The 16,152-nt window shown below is 59.6% G+C and carries 11 protein-coding genes; 2 read left to right on the forward strand and 9 right to left on the reverse strand.

The genetic code is table 11. From position 1 onward, the window contains the following. Positions 1–53: 53 nt before the first annotated feature. The 4 genes from rpsA to ACN19L_RS07015 form a co-directional block, all read right to left on the reverse strand. The gene (gene rpsA, locus ACN19L_RS07000; RefSeq protein ID WP_125421136.1) at positions 54–1,868 is read right to left on the reverse strand and encodes a 30S ribosomal protein S1; all 1,815 of its coding nucleotides are present in this window, start codon (positions 1,866–1,868) and stop codon (positions 54–56) included. Between the two features lie 496 nt (positions 1,869–2,364). Then, positions 2,365–3,119 (reverse strand): IS5 family transposase gene (locus ACN19L_RS07005; RefSeq protein WP_426492806.1). Its coding sequence is split into 2 segments (ribosomal slippage): positions 2,365–2,789 and positions 2,789–3,119, totalling 756 coding nucleotides; the frame shifts between segments, so codons are not numbered across the junction. 174 nt (positions 3,120–3,293) lie between these two features. After that, positions 3,294–4,358 (reverse strand): fatty acid desaturase family protein, encoded by a 1,065-nt coding sequence (locus ACN19L_RS07010; protein WP_426492807.1) that lies wholly within the window; start codon positions 4,356–4,358, stop codon positions 3,294–3,296. A gap of 169 nt (positions 4,359–4,527) precedes the next feature. Next, the gene (locus tag ACN19L_RS07015; RefSeq protein WP_426492808.1) at positions 4,528–5,793 is read right to left on the reverse strand and encodes a DUF3298 domain-containing protein; all 1,266 of its coding nucleotides are present in this window, start codon (positions 5,791–5,793) and stop codon (positions 4,528–4,530) included. Between the two features lie 131 nt (positions 5,794–5,924). On the opposite strand from ACN19L_RS07015, the gene ACN19L_RS07020 reads away from it, so the two are divergent. Next, a complete protein-coding gene (locus ACN19L_RS07020) occupies positions 5,925–6,794 on the forward strand; it encodes an alpha/beta fold hydrolase (protein ID WP_426492809.1) in 870 nt (289 codons plus the stop codon). A gap of 164 nt (positions 6,795–6,958) precedes the next feature. Here the strand turns inward: ACN19L_RS07020 and ACN19L_RS07025 are convergent, their stop codons facing one another. From ACN19L_RS07025 to tsaD, 5 genes are all read right to left on the reverse strand, one after another. Then, positions 6,959–7,822, reverse strand: coding sequence for an SDR family oxidoreductase (locus tag ACN19L_RS07025; RefSeq protein ID WP_426492810.1), 864 nt, complete (start codon positions 7,820–7,822; stop codon positions 6,959–6,961). A gap of 176 nt (positions 7,823–7,998) precedes the next feature. Then, entirely contained in the window at positions 7,999–8,493 is a 495-nt protein-coding gene (locus tag ACN19L_RS07030; RefSeq protein ID WP_125433479.1) for an HNH endonuclease, read from the reverse strand. 187 nt (positions 8,494–8,680) lie between these two features. After that, the gene (locus tag ACN19L_RS07035; protein WP_426492811.1) at positions 8,681–9,487 is read right to left on the reverse strand and encodes an NlpC/P60 family protein; all 807 of its coding nucleotides are present in this window, start codon (positions 9,485–9,487) and stop codon (positions 8,681–8,683) included. A 177-nt stretch (positions 9,488–9,664) separates the two neighbouring features. Next, a complete protein-coding gene (gene smpB, locus ACN19L_RS07040) occupies positions 9,665–10,144 on the reverse strand; it encodes an SsrA-binding protein SmpB (protein ID WP_394370407.1) in 480 nt (159 codons plus the stop codon). 97 nt (positions 10,145–10,241) lie between these two features. Continuing rightward, entirely contained in the window at positions 10,242–11,243 is a 1,002-nt protein-coding gene (tsaD, locus tag ACN19L_RS07045; protein ID WP_426492812.1) for a tRNA (adenosine(37)-N6)-threonylcarbamoyltransferase complex transferase subunit TsaD, read from the reverse strand. A gap of 288 nt (positions 11,244–11,531) precedes the next feature. On the opposite strand from tsaD, the gene ACN19L_RS07050 reads away from it, so the two are divergent. Beyond that, a complete protein-coding gene (locus ACN19L_RS07050) occupies positions 11,532–16,121 on the forward strand; it encodes a translocation/assembly module TamB domain-containing protein (RefSeq protein ID WP_426492813.1) in 4,590 nt (1,529 codons plus the stop codon). Positions 16,122–16,152 lie beyond the last annotated feature (31 nt).

Raw genomic sequence — 16,152 nt, forward strand, 5'->3', positions numbered from 1 at the left:
AGGCCCCGGATTGCTCCGGGGCCTTCTTCAAGTGGCTAAAAGCCGAGGACTGATTACTCAGCGCCCTGCTCGTTGCCCAGCATTTTGTCGCGCAGAGCCGACAGAGCGTCCAGGTCGCCGAGGGTCGACTTTTCAGCTTTCTTCAGATCGGCAACTTTGCCTTCACCTTGGGGAGCGGCAGCACCAGCGGCCGGCTTCTTCTTGGTGAATTTCGAAGCGCGGCTGTCTTCTTCAGCCTGCTGGTTGTACACAGCAGAGTGCGACAGCACTACGCGACGGTCATCCTTCGAGAACTCCACCACGCGGAAGTCGAGGGTTTCGCCGTTTTCAGCCTGCGAACCATCTTCCTTGCCCAGCGACTTGGGATAGGCGAAGCCTTCGATGCCGTAGGGCAGCTCGAGCACCGCACCACGGTCGGTTTTCTCGGTGATGGTAGCCTTGTGCACCGAGCCGGGGGTGAATACCGTCTGGAACGTATCCCAGGGGTTTTCTTCCAGCTGCTTGTGGCCCAGGGCCAGACGACGGTTGGCAACGTCCAGTTCGAGAACTACCACGTCCAGACGGTCACCTACCTTCACCACTTCCGAAGGATGCTTGATCTTCTTGGTCCACGACAGGTCGGAAACGTGCACGAGGCCGTCTACACCTTCCTCCAGCTCCACGAACAGGCCGAAGTTGGTCAGGTTGCGCACCAGACCGTTGTGGTTGGTACCAACGGCGTACTTCGTAGCGAAGTCACCACGGGTCCACGGATCCTCGGTCAGTTGCTTGATGCCCAGGCTCATCTTGCGGTCTTCACGGTCGAGGGTCAGGATCTGAGCCTCTACCACGTCGCCCTGCTTGATGAAGTCCTGCGGGTTACGCAGGTGCTGGCTCCAGCTCATTTCTGAAACGTGGATCAGGCCTTCTACGCCGGGGATGATTTCCATGAACGCACCGTAGTCGGCAACATTCACGATACGGCCTTTCACCTTCGAGCCTACGCCCATATCAGCGGGCAGCGAATCCCATGGGTGGGGAGTCAGCTGCTTCAGACCGAGGCTGATACGCTTCTTGGCTTCGTCGAAGTCCAGCACTACGATGTTCAGCTTCTGATCCAGCTGCAGTACTTCGCTCGGGTGAGCGATACGGCCCCACGAGATGTCGGTGATGTGCAGCAGACCGTCTACGCCGCCGAGGTCGATGAACACACCGAAGTTGGTCATGTTCTTGATAACGCCCTCCAGGATCTGGCCTTTCTCCAGGTTGTTGAGGATGGCTTCGCGCTGCTTCTCGAGGTCTTTCTCGATGAGTACTTTGTGCGAAACTACCACGTTGTCGAAAGCGGCGTTGATTTTCACCACTTTCACTTCCATGCGACGACCCACGTAGATGTCGAAGTCACGGATGGGCTTCACGTCGATCTGCGAGCCGGGCAGGAAGGCTTCTACGCCGTCCAGGTCCATGATCAGACCGCCTTTGGTGCGACGCTTCACTACGCCTTCCAGAACGGTGTCGTTCTCCAGAGCGTCGTAAATCGACTTCCAGGCCTGCTTGATCTTGGCCTTCTTACGGGACAGGATCAGCTGACCGTTCTGGTCTTCCTGGTCCTCGATGAATACCTCTACCTCGTCGCCTACTTTCAGCTCGGGCAGGTCACGGAATTCGGAGAGGGGCACCAGACCATCGGATTTGAAGCCGATGTTCAGGATTACGTCACGGTCGGTGATACCAACCACGGTGCCTTTAATTACTTCTTCCTCCTGAACAGTGGTCAGCGTGCTGCTGTACATCTGCTCCATTTCGGCGCGCTGCTCAGCGGTGTAGTTACCACCGAAAGCGTTGGCTGAAACGTTGTCCCAGTCGAAGTTGTCTACTACTTCTGCCATGATATTAGCAATGGCCCTCGTGTACACGTCCGGCGCAGGGCCCGCCTCCGGAACGCGTTTTTGTTTGATACACAGCGCAGTTACGCCGGCCTCGCCACCCTGGCGGGGCCGCAAAGATACGGAGTTTGGGGCAGAGTAAGTACTACCGGTTCCGCAGGATTTAACATCACCGGAACAGTTGTTAACTCAAGCCTTAATGATTCGTCAATAGCACTATCTCATCAGGGTAAGCAGGATGATACTTCAAGACGCAACTATCCCCTTGAGAAAAAGCTGCTCCGGGATTAGAAACTACTTTGTTATAATTCAGCCCCCCAACTTTATAAGATACACGAGCATTGCTGCTATTACTACTTGTAATAAGGCCTCCTACTTGCTGACCATTCCTGATTATATAGTTGCGCCACTGATGTTTGGCGAATTCTAGTCCCGCAAAAAATAGTCCCGCACACATCAACAGCAATACCTCAGTCCTATATCGGTTGACTAGGGCGTGTTAACAGTCACGCAACCAGAGCACGGTTGCGGCGAGGTGAATAAAGGCCAGGAAATGAGCATCCAGCTTGTCGTAGCGCGTGGCCAGGCGGCGAAACTGCTTGAGGCGGCTGAACAGCCGTTCGACCGGGTGCCGTTGGGCGTAGCGCAGCGGGTCATAGGCCCGGGGATACCGACGCTTGCGCCGGGGCGGAATGACGGCTTGCGTGCCGCGGCGGGCCAGGTCGGCCACCAGCGGGTCTGAGTCGTAGCCCCGGTCGGCGATGAGCCAGGTCGGGGCGAACCCGTCGAGCAGCGGCAGGGCTTGCGGCGCGTCGTGGCGCTGGCCCGCTGTGAGCCGGTAGCGCCGCAGGCGGCCCCGAGCGTCGGCCGCCACGTGCAGCTTGGTGGTCAGTCCACCGCGGCTGCGCCCGAGGGCTTGCGGCCCGTTTTTTTGCGCGCCCCGCTCGCGTGCTGGTGCGCCCGTACGGTGGTGGAATCGACCAGCAGCGTATGCAGCGCCGCCTCGTCCTGCACGGCTTCGAACACGCGTTGCCACACGCCCGAGGCCGCCCAGCGCTGGAAACGCGTGTACGTCGTGTGCCAGTTGCCCCGCTCGGCGGGCAGGGCCCGCCACCGCGCCCCGTTACGCGCCAACCACAGCACGGCTTCCACGAACTGCCGGTTGTCCCGGCCCCGCCCACCGCTGGTGCCCGGCCGGCCCGGCAATAACGGCGCCAACCGCCCCCACTGTGCATCTGTCAACATCTGCTCCATAACGCAAGATAACCACTGTTAACACTTCCTAATTGTAAATTCTTCAAACCTCCTTTACTCCTATTTGCCATACTCATGATGGACAGTAATGCCATCTAAAGTTGATTGCTCTGCTATGATAAAAAAAGAAAAGCCTCACATTCCTGTAAGGCTTTTCACTTTGATGAAGTGTTGTTACGCCCGACCCAACTCGCGCAGGTGGGCTACGTGGGAGGCTACGGCGTAGCGCATCTTGGGGTATTCGTTGTACTCGATGTTGAACTCCTCACACATCTGGCGGATGATTTTGTTCAGGGCCGGATAGTGGACGTGGGAGATGTTGGGGAACAGGTGGTGCTCCACCTGGAAGTTGAGGCCGCCCACCAGCCAGCTGATGACTTTGTTATCGGTGGCGAAGTTGGCGGTGGTTTTGATCTGGTGAATGGCCCACTCGTCCTCAATCTTGCGGGTGGTTTCGTGGGGCACCACGAAGCTGGTATGCTCCACAGTGTGTGCCAGCTGGAACACGATGCTCAGGGTGAAGCCGGCCACGGCCATAAATGCGAGGAAACCCACCAGCCAGCCCAGGAAGCCCACGGTGTAGATGGGCAACGCCACGAACAAACCCAGGTGCAAAGCCTTGAATCCCCAGAACACGCCCTGGTCGGAGGCGGTCATCTTCTTGATGGGCATCTCCCCGATTTTGCCTTTGAAATACTTCTGGTAATCCATGAAGAAAATCCAGGCGATGAACAGCAGGGCGTAGAAAAACCAGAAATACAGGTGCTGGAAGCGGTGCAGCTTACGGCGGGGCTGCTCGGGGCTGAGGCGCAGCCAGGGCTGGGCGTCAAGGTCGTCGTCCACGCCTTCCACGTTGGTGTACATGTGGTGGATGAGGTTGTGCTTCATGTTCCACATGAAGGAGTTGCCGCCCATCACGTTGAGGGTGAAGGCCGCAAACTGGTTCATCCACTTCTTCTTGCTGAAGGAGCCGTGGGCGCCGTCGTGCATCACGTTGAAGCCGATGGCGGCCCCAATGAGGCCCAGCAATGCGCATTCGGCAATACCCACCCACACGCCGGGCGTCCAGAACACGAGGTGCAGGTACACGGCCACAAAAGCCCCGGTGAGCAGTACGGCTTTAAAAAACAGGGTTTTGCCGCCGGTGGTAGATTTGCCGGCTTCCTGAAAATAGGCGTTGGTGCGGCGCTTCAGCTCCTGGTGAAAGGAGCGCGAAGCCGCGAATTTGGGTGCGTGCATGCGGGGTGGTGCTTGGAAAAACTGCTGAAAGATACCGCTTCCCAACGGCAAGCCGGGCAACGTAACCGAAATGGCCGGATTTTGTACCAGCCGCCGACTCTGCATAGTAAAGCCCCCTTTCCGCCGACTAGTTCACGGAAAGGGGGCTTTACTGGAAATGAGTGCTGGCCTAGCGACTGGCTACGGTGCCGCCGCTGTTGGGCAAACCGGGCTTCAGCACCGGCTGCAGCGCCGAATACGGCACAAACACGCTGATTTCGCCCTGGGCATACGAGGCCACCTCGTACGGCAGATACACGAACACCGCGCCGCCGCTGGTCAGGTACACGTTGCGGGTAGCGGGCAGCGTATTCTGGAACAGCGCGCTTTTCAGCGGCTCCGAGTCTTTGAGACCCAAAGCCGGACGGGCATAGCGGCCCAGGATGCCTTCCAATTGCGGCTTGGTGCCGGGTTGGAAAATGTCATCGAAGCGGAGGGCGCGGCCGGTACGGGTATCGTAGCTGCGCACGTAGGTGCCGTAGAGGCCGTGGGCTCCGCCCGAATAGTCATAGCCGAAATAGCCAATGCTGAGCAGATTGCCTTCGTTCCAGAGCACGTAGCTGTTGGCTTCCTGCTCATAGGCCAGGGTAGCGCGGGGGCGGTAGTCGGAAGTGTCCTTGGCCATCGTGGCTGCCAGCGGGGCTACTTCCTTGCGATATTCCTTGGTGAAGTAGGCCAGCTGCTCCTTCCACAGCGCGTCCAGGGTTGGGGCCGGTTTAGTTTCAATCGTGTCGCCGCGCAGGCCGCGCACGATGCTGGCAGCGAGCTTCTCGTGGCTGGGGCCGGCGGTGGGCACCAGCGCGTACATGGAGAGGTGAGCGGCTATACTGTCTTCCGGATGGTCGGGACGGGGCAGCACGTCGGCGGAAAAGTTGCGGGCTGAAAACTGCACACCGGTGGGGCTGCTCACCAGCCGTAGCCGCAGGGGCTGGCCATTAAGTGTTCCCGCTAATGCTGTACCATTCTGCTTTAACAGCCATTCGGTGCCCTCAGAGCTACCAGTGGCCTGCTCCCGGCTGATGTCGCGCAGGATCAGACTATCAGTACCGGAGGGCTGGTCGCCGGCCAGTTGATACGGATGCCCATCGGGGGCGGTATAGAAGCCGACCAGGCGGCCCAGCGTAGTCTCGCCGGGCGTTTCGCCCAAGTGCTGCAGGTGCACGGTAATGCTGTCGGAGGAGCCGGGCAGCACCCCGCGGTACTGGTGGTACCAGGGGGGGGTATCGGCCACGGGAGCCGCGGCGGCGGCGGGAGTAGAGGCCGTGTCGGGGGTGGTAGTTTTACCGGCCGAGGAATCGGTGCCGGAATTACAGGCGGCCAGCAGCATACCGGCCGCCACGGGAGCCGACCATGCACGGAGCAGGCGGCCAGCGGGAACAGTGGAAAGGAAGCTCATTGACCAAAGAACGCAGAATTTGGCTAGGCGTTCAAACACGTGCAACATATTGGCATTCTCCTACCCCTACCCAAGCACGGGCGTATGTAGCCACATAGTTTCTTCCTCTCTACTTCTTCAGCCTCTTTCTTATGAGCTACATTAAAGCCGGCCAAGACGCTAACGGCACCGACGTAAAACTGCACTATATCGACCAGGGCAGCGGCAATAACACCATTGTACTGATTCATGGCTGGCCCGCCACCTATGAGATGTGGGAATACCAGCTGGCCGAGTTACCCAAGCATGGCAACCGCGTGGTAGCTTACACCCGCCGCGGCTTCGGTAATTCCAGCAAAACCTGGGATGGCAACGACTACGATACCTTCGCCGACGACCTGAACGCCGTGCTCACGGAACTCGACCTGCAGAACGTGACGCTGGTGGGTTTCTCGATGGGCGGCGGCGAAGTGGCCCGCTACATGAGCAAGTACAACGGAGCCCGCGTGAGCAAAGTAGCCTTTGTAGCGGCCGTAACGCCTTTCCTGCTGCAAACCGACGATAACCCCGACGGCGCGCCGAAGGAGAACTTCGATAAAATGGTGGAAGGTATCAATAAGGACCGGTTCGATTTCCTGGCCACCTTCGGCAAGCAGTTCTTTGGTGTGGGCGTAGTAAGTCACCCCGTCAGCCAGCCCACGCTGGATTGGATGCAGAGCATCTGCCAGCTGGCCTCGCCCCGCGCTACGGAGCAGTGCGTGTACGCCTTCGCCGCCACTGACTTCCGCCAGGACCTGGCCACCATTAAAGTACCCACGCTGGTTATCCACGGCGGCGACGATGCCACGGTGCCCGCCAAAGTAAGCGGCGAGCGGATGACGCAGTTCGTGCCCCACGCCCAGTACGTGGAGTACGCCGGAGCCCCACACGGCTTGTTTATCACCGAAAAAGACCGCCTCAACCGTGACCTGCTGGCCTTCGTGGGCGGCAGCACCGTAGAAGGCACCGCCGACCGATACTAGCAGTTCAGCTTATTGATTCACTGCTGAACTGCATCCTCACGTTACAGCACCGCCCGGCGGCACTTGAAGATCTGCTGACGATTTGCTGGAATCTCGGAACGAAAGAAAAAGCCCCCGCAATGACCGTTGCGGGGGCTTTTTCCGTTTTGCTTGGAGGGCTGACCTCAGGCATTAACTACTTTACCGCCGTTGGGGTGCAGCGTTTGGCCGGTGAAGTAGGAAGCGTCTTCCGAGGCCAGAAATACATAGGCCGGTGCTACTTCCGAAGGCTGTCCGGCCCGGCCCATCGGGGTGTCGCGGCCGAACATTGTGACCTTTAGCGCCCCGGCCGACGACGGAATAAACGGCGTCCAGATAGGGCCCGGGGCCACTGAATTCACCCGGATACCCTTGCCGGCCAGCTGCAGAGCCAGGGCGCGGGTGAAGGCTGTAATGGCTCCCTTCGTGGAGGTGTAATCAATAAGCTGCTCGTTGCCGGCATAGGCATTCACGGAGGAGGTATTGATAATGGAGTCACCTTCGTTCAGGTGCTCCAGCGCCGCCCGCGTTACCCGGAAAAAGGCCTTGATGTTCAGCTCAAAAATGCTGTCCAGCTCTTCATCCTTGATATCCTTGAGCGAGTCGTGCCAGTTCTGCTCGGCTGCATTGTTGACTAAGATATTCAAGCCGCCCAGTTCCTGCACGGTACGCCGCACCACGGTTTCACAAAAAGCCGGTTCCTTCAGGTCGCCAGCCAGCAGTACGCAGCGGCGGCCTTCGGCTTCTACCAGGCGCTGCACTTCTTCGGCGTCTTCCTGTTCGCGGGGCACGTACACGATGGCAACATTGGCACCCTCGCGGGCGAAATGCACCGCTACGGCCCGTCCGATGCCGGAGTCGCCGCCGGTAATGAGGGCTACTTTGCCTTGTAGCTTATTGGCCCCCTGATAACCAGCGCGAATGTATTCCGGCTGAGGGGTCATTTTAGATTCCAGACCAGGCTGCTCACTCTGGTGCTGGGGTGGAAACAAAGAAGGTTTGTCGGACATATTCCAAATAGTAGCAAGTTGAATATGTGCCAACGGAAAGGTATCTAAGCGAGTTATGGTTGCGCTTACCGGCAGCCGCATATACCTCTTGATTACCACGCTAGTTCGTTATCCACCAACTCGCTACAGCGCAACAGCCCAACAAAAAAACCGGTCAGCCACGGAGGCTGCCGGTTTTAGTGCAGATAAGGGTGCCAGTTTTGGTCGAGGGTGCCGGCGCTGAGCTTGAGGAACCCGGTAAGGGTGGGTTTTTTGGGCTGCTGCCGAATAGTGAGGCCGGCTTCCTGGGGGGTGCGGTGCCCTTTGGCATGATTGCACCGGGCGCAGGCCGTAAGCAGATTGGCCCAACTGGAGTCGCCACCCCTACTTCGGGGCAGTACGTGGTCGAGAGTCAGGTTCTTCGTGGAGCCGCAGTACTGGCACTCGAAATGGTCCCGCTTCATAATGTTGTGCCGGCTCAGGGCAATGCCCTTGTAGGGCACCCGCACGTAGCGCTGTAGCCGGATGATGCTGGGCTTGGGAAACGCCTTGCTCACCGTACGCAACACCCCGTTCTCCGATTTGGCAATCAACTCGGCCTTTTCCAGAAACAGAAGCACAAAGGCTTTCTGTACACTACACAGCGTAATGGCCGTGTAGTCACCGTTCAATACAAGAACTTTTTGGTCCATATAACGCTAAGAAAAATGAATCTGCTCTGCCAGAAAGCTAGATGATTCTTAGCGTATTAACAATAGCCAAAGGCTTTAGTTCGGCGGGCACTGAGTTGCCTGTGGCCCGTTGCTAGTTGTCAGTTGATGGTTCGTATTTGGTGACTGGAATCTGGCAACTGGCAACACGTAACCGGCAACACGTAACTCAATCCTCCGGCAGAATGCGCTTGATGAGGCGGAGCTTGTGGGAGTACTTCTGCCAGTCGCGGCGGAAAATGCCGTTATGGTCCAGAGGGTCGATGCGCACTTCCCCGCTGGCATGCAGAATCTGCTGATCTTCCAGCAGCAGGCCCACGTGAATGATGCGCCCCTCGGCATTGTCAAAAAACGCCAGGTCGCCGGGGCGGGTTTGGGCTACAAAGTGCACTGGCTGGCCTAGGTGAATCTGCTGGTGCGCATCGCGGGGGAGTTGCACCCCAATCAGGCCATAGAGCTGTTGCATCAGCCCCGAGCAGTCGATGCCGAACAGGGTTTTGCCGCCCCACAGGTAAGGTGCTTTCAGAAACGATTGGCCCATTTTCTGGAGCAGGCGCAGGCGCACGTCGGCGGGGCCGTGGGGGCCGTGGCCGTTGAGTGGGTTGGTGGCTGCCCCGTTGTAGAACAGCTGCCGCTCCCCCACCCGCAGCGTCATGCCATCAAAAAAAGGCAGGCGCGTACCCAGCGTTACGGGAATGCGCGTGGTTTCGTCGCTTACCATCTGCACCACATCGAGGGTGCGGGGATGATCCTGCTGCTGCCACTGCTGGAAGTACGCAGCCGACACGGGCAAATGCTGCTTCACATCAAACCAACCCTCGTAGCCATCAGCCGCCAGCCGGATCTGCCGCCACTGGTTCTGGGCCCGCAGCACAGAATAGCATTCCCCAAAGACGAGTTGCGTGACAATTTCGGCCTTATCAGAGGCCTCGGCCCGCACCGGCACGGCACTCAGGGCGCATATTCCGTATTCCAAGACGGTGAAATGGTGAAATGGTGAAATGGTGAAATGGTGAGTCTGACGTTCACCTTGCCTAAGTGGGCATAGCTTATTCAAGCACACCACTTAATATTTATGCGAAGCTCCCGCTTAAAATGTAACTCACCAAAAACCAACGTAAAAACTCACCATTTCACCACCTCTCTATTTCACCTAATAGTCCCGGGCGCGGTCCATTTCGCGTTTCTGGTCTTTAGCTTTCAGGTCGTCGCGCTTGTCATAGAGCTTTTTACCTTTGGCCAGTGCTATTTCCAGCTTGGCAAAACCCCGGTCGTTCACAAACATGCGCAGCGGAATGATGGTGAGGCCCTGCTCCTGGGCTTTACCAGCCAGCTGTTTTAGCTCCTTTTTATTGAGCAGCAGCTTGCGGGCCCGAGTGGGCTCGTGGTTGTTGTAGGTACCCTCAGTGTACTGGGCAATGGTGATGTTGTGAGCCCACAGGCTGCCATCCTGGTGGAACGAGCAGAAGCCATCCTGCAGCTGCACGCTGCCCTCCCGGATGCTCTTGATTTCGGTACCCTGCAGCATCAGGCCGGCATTGTACTGCACCAGAAACGCGTACTCGTGGCGGGCCCGGCGGTTCTGGATATTGATGTTCTTGGGTTTATCGTCTTTCTTACTCACGGTGTTGATGCTCGCAGTGGTGCGCGGTGGGTTTCGCAGTGGAGGGTGTACGCGACTCTTAAACGTAAAGCTGCCCTCTGGCCGAAAAATAACAGTTTTCGGCCGCCTAGCTCAGCTTCAGGCGCGGGTCGGAGCTGACGAGCTGATCGGCGAAGTCGCCGGCCTGGTACTGGAAGTGGGCCGTCATGGCTACCATGCCGGCATTATCGGTGCAGAACTGAAAGGCTGGAATGAATACCTGCCAGCCCTGAGCCTCGGCTTCGTCCTGCAGGGCCTGGCGCAGGCCGCTGTTGGCCGCCACCCCGCCGGCCAGCGCCACCTGGGTAAGCCCCTGGTCGTGGGCGGCGCGGCGCAGCTGGCGCAGCAGCGTCTGGATGATGGTATGCTGAATACTGGCGCAGAGGTCGGGCAGGTTTTCCTGGATGAAGTTGGGGTTCTGGGCCGTTTCCTTTTTCAGGAAGTAGAGCACCGCCGTTTTCAGCCCGCTGAACGAGAAGTCGTAGCCGGGCATGGTACCCACCGGCAGCGGAAAACGGGTGGGGTTGCCTTGGCGGGCCAGCTTATCGAGGTGGGGGCCGGCCGGGTACGGCAGGCCCAGCAGCTTACCGGTTTTGTCGAAGGCCTCGCCAGCCGCGTCGTCAGTTGTCTGCCCGATGATTTCCATGTCCATAGCGCTGCGCACCACCACCAGCTGGGTGTGGCCGCCGCTCACGGTCAGGCACAGAAATGGGAACTGCGGCCGGGGCTCCTCAATGAAGTGGGCCAGAATATGGGCCCGCATGTGGTTGACGGCAATAAGCGGCTTATCCAGGGCCAGGGCCAGCGTTTTGGCAAACATGCCGCCCACCAGCAACGAGCCCAGCAGCCCGGGCCCCTGCGTAAAGGCCACGGCATCAAGGTCGGATTTCGTTACACCGGCTTTCTGCAACGCAGCTTCCACTACCGGAATCAGGTGCTGCTGGTGGGCGCGGGAGGCCAATTCAGGCACCACGCCGCCGTACTGCTCGTGCACCTGCTGAGTGGCTACCACGTTGGAGCGGATTTCTCCGTCCACCATCACGGCAGCCGAAGTGTCGTCGCAGGAAGATTCGATGGCGAGAATGGTCATTTGGAATGTAGAATGATGAGGTATGAATTATGAATTGGGATAGGCGTTCTGCAACACCTTACCAGTTATGAAAGCAACAAACGGGCAACATGGCCAATTCATCATTCATACCTTATCATTCATAATTCTCCCCGCAAAGGTCGGGGCAAAATACCGGAATGCCGCGGCGGGGCGTTGCACGCTTAACCTTGACCCTGGCCTGTCCGTTTCTGGGCGCGGGCAGTTCTCCCAGGCAACGGTCGGGGCCAACTGCCTATCTTTGTGGTTGCCCCGCCTTACTCCTCTCCCGTGCCCCGGTTTCTGTCCGTCATCCTGAAGGTATTGCTTGCCCTGCTGCTGGTAGTAGTGCTGGCCGTGGTGGGGGCGCTGGTGGCCCTGCGGATTCCGAGCGTGCAAACCGACGTGGCCCAACGCGCCGCCCGCATCCTCACCAACAAGCTAGGCCAGCAGGTAATAGTGGGGCGGGTGGATATCCGCCCCTTCTCGCGGGTGGTGCTGGAAGGCGTGCGGGTGCTGGATAAGCGCGGACAGGAGCTCTTTAACATCGGGCGGGCCGATGCGGATATCCGGCTGTTTTCGGTATTCGACCCCAGCCATCTGCACGTGGGCAAGCTCACGCTGGAGGAGCCCCGCTTCAACCTGGTTACCTACAAAGACCAGCCCGACTCCACTACGCTTGACCAGTTCATCAGCTCCGTAAAGCGGCTGCTGGGGCCTTCTGACACGACCAAAGTCAGCAAGCCCTTCGATTTCAAGATTGAGGCCCTGGGGCTGCGCAACGGCCGGTTTGTGCTGGAGCGCCAGAATGTGCCGCGCATTCCGGAGTACGGCCGCACCATGGATTACGCCCACATGTACCTGGACAGCATCTACGCCGATGCCGACCAGTTGTGGTTTAAGGGCGACACCATCCACGCCAACATCACGGGCCTGCGCACCGTGGACCGGCCCTCGGGCACCCGCCTGCGCGAGCTGACCTCGAACATGACCTACGCGGGCAAGTTCTGGGAGTTTGACAAGCTGATGCTGCGCGTGCAGAACAGCCAGCTCAGCAACTACGTGCGCTTCGAGTACGACCACTTCCTGAACTTCACCGACTTCAACGACTCGGTGAAAGTCATTGCCCGGCTCCGGCCCAGCCGGGTGTACTCCGACGATATTGCCAAGTTTGCGCCCCAGCCCTTCATGCGCGAGCTGAAGGAAACCGTGCTGATTTCGGGGCAGGCCAAGGGCTACGTGCGCAACTTCACCACCAAAAACCTCGACATCACATACGGCCGCAATACCCGGGTGCGGGGCGACATCAACGTGGAAGGGCTGCCCAACCTGAAGGAAAGCTTCGTGGAGATGCGCCTGCAGCCCTCAGTAGTGGATGGGCGCGACATTCGCAAGTATATTCCGGCTTCGGGCTGGCCCTACGTGCAGCGCCTGGGCACGGTAAAGCTGAAAGGCCAGTTCCTAGGCTTCTACAACGACTTTGTGGCCAACGGCTCGTTTCAAACGGCGCTGGGCTCGGTGGTGAGCGACGTGAACCTGAAATTCAAGGACGACCCCAGCCGCAGCAGCTACGAGGGCACCGTGCGCACCACCGGTTTCCAGCTGGGCAAATTGCTGGGCGACGAAAGCACCGTGCGCGACGTGACCCTGAACGGCAAGGTGGCCGGCGTGGGCTTCGATTTGCGCTCGGCCCGCCTCACGGCCAACGCCACCGTGCAAAGCATCTGGCTCAACGGCTACCGGTACCGCAACATCACCACCAACGGGCAGTTCAGCCGGGAGTCATTCACGGGTAAACTGGCCGCCAACGACCCCAGCCTGCAGTTCGATGCTGATGGTAGCGTGGACCTGAACAAGCAGCGCCAGGCTTTCGACCTGCGGGCCCGCGTGCGCCGCGCCGATTTGCGCGCTCTGGGCCTGACCCGCCAGAGCGTGGTGGTAGCCACCACCGCCGACGTAAAGTTTAAAGGGCTAAAGCTGGACGAGCTGCTGGGCTACGTGCGCCTGCGCAACTCCCGCCTCAGCTACGCCGGCCGCACCGTGCCCATTGATACGCTGGACGTGGTGAGCCAGTACGGCGGGGGCCAGCGCCGCCTCACGGTGCGCTCGGAGGTGCTTAACCTGGCCCTGGCCGGCAACTTCACGCCCACCACCGTTATCCGCGACGTGACCACGCTGGTGGAGGAATACCGCCTCAACTTCGCCAGCAACGACGCGGCCATTGCCGCCTACTACCGCCGCAAGCGCCAGCGCCCCCTCCCCGACTACCAGATTGGCCTCGACCTGTATTTGAAGCGGCCCAACCCGGTGCTGCGCCTGTTCATGCCCCAGCTCAGCATTTCCGACTCCACGCGGATTGAGGGCTCGTTCCGCAACGGGCAGACCTCCATTTTCCAGCTGGGCGGGCGCGTGGCCGATTTCCGCTACGACAGCCTGCAGCTGCACAACAACGAGTTCGACCTGACCACTTCCAAACTACCCTACCAGCCCGAAGTGCTGGCCCAGGCCAGCGTGACCTCGGAGCGGCAGCGGGTGCCGGGACTGGGCGCTACCGAGAAGTTTTACGTGGAAGGCGTGTGGGACCAGGAGCGCATCAACTTCTCTACCTCCCTGGCCCAGACGGGCACCACTAACCGGGCTCAGATCAACGGGGCCTTGGCGTTCCTGGATGATGCGGTGAAGATTACCTTCCGGCAGTCGGGCGTGAATGTGCTGGGCAAGGAGTGGACCATTGCCCCGGATAACTCCCTGGTGATTTCGGGTGGGGGCCGGGAGTTTGACTTCCAGAACGTGACGCTCAGCAACGGCCGGCAGAGCATCAGCGCCCAGGGCTTTTTGTCGCAGAACCCCAACAAGCCCCTGGCCCTCACAGTGAAGGACTTTGAGCTGACCACCCTGAATGGCCTTACGGGCGGGCAGAAATTTGCCGGCCGCGTGAATGCGCTGGGCACCATCAGCGGCGTGTACGGCCCGCTGGTGATTAACTCTACGCTCAAGGTGGATTCGTTGCAGATGGACAACGTGCTGATTGGCGACGTGCAGGGCCGCGGCGACTGGAACAATGCCCTGAAACAACTAGCTGTGAACCTCGACGTGGCCCGGGACCAGCAGCAGGTGCTAACCGTAACCGGCTACATTGCCCCCGGCGACGAAAACCAGCAGCTGAACCTCACCGGCGTACTCGATAATGCCCCCATCAAGCTGGCCGAGCCGTTCCTGAACACGCTGTTCCGCGACCTGCAGGGCACGGGCGTGGGCACTCTGCGCCTGAACGGGCCCTTTAACGCCCCCCGCCTCACCGGCAATATCGACGTAACGGGCGGGCAGCTCACGTTCCTGTACCTGGGCACTACTTACACCTTCTCCGACCGAATCCGGTTTCTGGAAGACCGGATTGCGCTGCAGAACATTACCGTGCGCGACCCGCAGGGCAATACCGGGGTGGTAAACGGCAACATCTACGAGCAGGGCTTCCAGAACATGCGCCTCGACCTGAACGCCTCCTTCCGGAAGCTGCAGGTCCTCAACACCACCCGCAAAGACAACGAGCTGTACTTCGGGCAGGCCTACGCCACCGGCACGGCCGTGGTGCGTGGCCCCGCTGACAATCTGTTCATCAACGTAACGGCCCGCTCGGAAGCCGGCACGCGGGTGTCGTTGCCGTTCGATAATGCGGCCAAGGCCGAGCAGGCCAACTACATCCGCTTCGTGAACCGCAACCTGCCCGACACGGCCCGCACGGCCCCGGTAACGGCCAGCGGCACCACCGATTTGTCGGGCATCCGGCTGAACATGAACCTGGATATTACGCCCGATGCCTACGTGGAGCTGCTGCTCGATGAAAGCACCGGCGACATCATCCGGGGCGCGGCCACCGGGCAGCTGCGCCTGAACATTGACACCCGCGGCGACTTCAATATGTACGGGCAGGTGGAAATTGTGCGCGGGGCCTACAACTTCACGCTGCAAGGCTTGGTGAACAAGGAGTTTGTGGTGCGGCCGGGCGGTACCATCAGCTGGAACGGCGACCCGCTGGCCGGTGAGATGAACGTGACGGCCACCTACACCCAGCGCACCAGCCTGGCCCCCATCGTGTACAACACCAACAACACCAGCAATGGCAGTGCCGCCGTGGTGCCCGTAACGGCCGTGATGAACCTGACCGGCCCGCTGCTGCAACCCATCATCAAGCTGAACCTGGAGTTCAACGATATTCCCTCGTCGCTGGAGGGCGACCTAGCCCCGTTCTTCTCCGCCATTCGCAACGATGAGCAGGAGCTGAACCGGCAGGTATTCAGCCTGATTGTGTTCCGGCAGCTCACGCCCATTGGTTCCCTGGCCGTTACGCGCCTGCAGGGGGAAAACAACGCCATCGGCAACTCGCTGGGGCAGATTATTTCCACTCAACTGGGTCTGCTCACGTCGCAGATTGACCCCAACCTCGAAATCAGCTTCAACCTGAACGGGCTGACGGCCGAAGATTTGCAGGCCCTGCAGCTGCGCCTGAGCTACGCGTTCCTGAACGGCCGCCTGCGCATCACGCGGGAGGGCAGCATCAGCAGCAACACTACCGCCAACGTAGGTGGAACTACCCCTATTGCATCTTCGCAAACCTCTTTTATCGGGGATTTGAGCCTGGAGTATTACCTGCGCCCCGACGGCAAGTTTCGGGCGAAGCTGCGCTACGAAACCACCCCGCGCGACCTGACCAGCTTCACCCAGGGCGTCAACCAGGCCCGGGCCGGGGTGTCGCTCCTGCACACCGAGCAGTTTGATACCTTCCGGGAGCTGTTCTCGCGCAAGCGCCTGCGCCGCCGCGACCAAAACGCCCGCAAAGCCCGCGAACTACAAATCGACGACGACCCGCGTACCAGTATGTGAAATAGTGAGATGGTGAAATGGTGAGTTTAAC

This window comes from Hymenobacter sp. 102, from assembly GCF_049949205.1.
GTDB lineage: Bacteria > Bacteroidota > Bacteroidia > Cytophagales > Hymenobacteraceae > Hymenobacter.

What these genes read in the sequence shown, in the direction of transcription:
- rpsA (WP_125421136.1), bottom strand. Translation starts at nt 1,868, where the DNA reads ATGGCAGAAGTAGTAGACAACTTCGACTGGGACAACGTTTCAGCCAAC.
- ACN19L_RS07010 (WP_426492807.1), bottom strand. Translation starts at nt 4,358, where the DNA reads ATGCACGCACCCAAATTCGCGGCTTCGCGCTCCTTTCACCAGGAGCTG.
- ACN19L_RS07015 (WP_426492808.1), bottom strand. Translation starts at nt 5,793, where the DNA reads ATGAGCTTCCTTTCCACTGTTCCCGCTGGCCGCCTGCTCCGTGCATGG.
- ACN19L_RS07020 (WP_426492809.1), top strand. Translation starts at nt 5,925, where the DNA reads ATGAGCTACATTAAAGCCGGCCAAGACGCTAACGGCACCGACGTAAAA.
- ACN19L_RS07025 (WP_426492810.1), bottom strand. Translation starts at nt 7,822, where the DNA reads ATGTCCGACAAACCTTCTTTGTTTCCACCCCAGCACCAGAGTGAGCAG.
- ACN19L_RS07030 (WP_125433479.1), bottom strand. Translation starts at nt 8,493, where the DNA reads ATGGACCAAAAAGTTCTTGTATTGAACGGTGACTACACGGCCATTACG.
- tsaD (WP_426492812.1), bottom strand. Translation starts at nt 11,243, where the DNA reads ATGACCATTCTCGCCATCGAATCTTCCTGCGACGACACTTCGGCTGCC.